General features: G+C 67.5%; 1 protein-coding gene. It reads right to left on the bottom strand.

Annotated features, from left to right (window positions below):
- The coding region (locus tag G3576_RS31025; RefSeq protein ID WP_164698341.1) for an IS30 family transposase at positions 1-616 on the bottom strand (616 nt) is incomplete at both ends.

Here is a 616-nt window from a genome sequence, read left to right as displayed (position 1 = left end):
GGTCGTCGCAACGCCTCTTTGCGCCGTCTGTAGCGCCTCATCAAGCGCCTCTGCTGGCGTGCTCCAGTTCAGCGTCTTGCGCGGCCGGCCATTGAGCGCCGCCGCTACCGCGGCAAGCTCGTCCTCGCCGTGGACGCTCAGGTCAGTGCCCTTGGGGAAGTACTGCCGCAGCAGCCCATTGGTGTTCTCGTTCGTGCCTCGCTGCCACGGGCTGTGCGGATCGCAGAAATACACCGCCATGCCGGCGTCGATCCGCAGCCTCGCATGCTCGCTCATCTCCGCTCCCTGGTCCCAGGTCAGCGACCTTCGCAACGCCTCCGGCAGCGTCGTGATGCTCCGCGTGATCGCATCGCGCACTGCGTCTGCACCATGCCCGGCGAGCGCCGGGCCATTCTTCGCGCGCGCTCCTTCCCCGTGGCCCGGCAGCCGCGGCAAATGCAGCAGCATTGTGAACCTCGTCTTCCTTTCCACCAGAGTCCCGATCGCCGAGCTCCCGAGCCAAAGGATCAGGTCGCCTTCCCAATGCCCGGGCACCGTCCGGTCCTCTGCCTCCGAAGGCCGCTCGCTGATCATCACCTCCGGCCCGACATGCGACTTGCCTCGGCCCCGTGTCCGC

Source organism: Falsiroseomonas algicola, from assembly GCF_011040385.1.
Lineage (GTDB): Bacteria > Pseudomonadota > Alphaproteobacteria > Acetobacterales > Acetobacteraceae > Falsiroseomonas > Falsiroseomonas algicola.
Note: the sequence above shows the minus strand (reverse complement) of the source record. Positions and strands in the feature narration are given on the sequence as shown.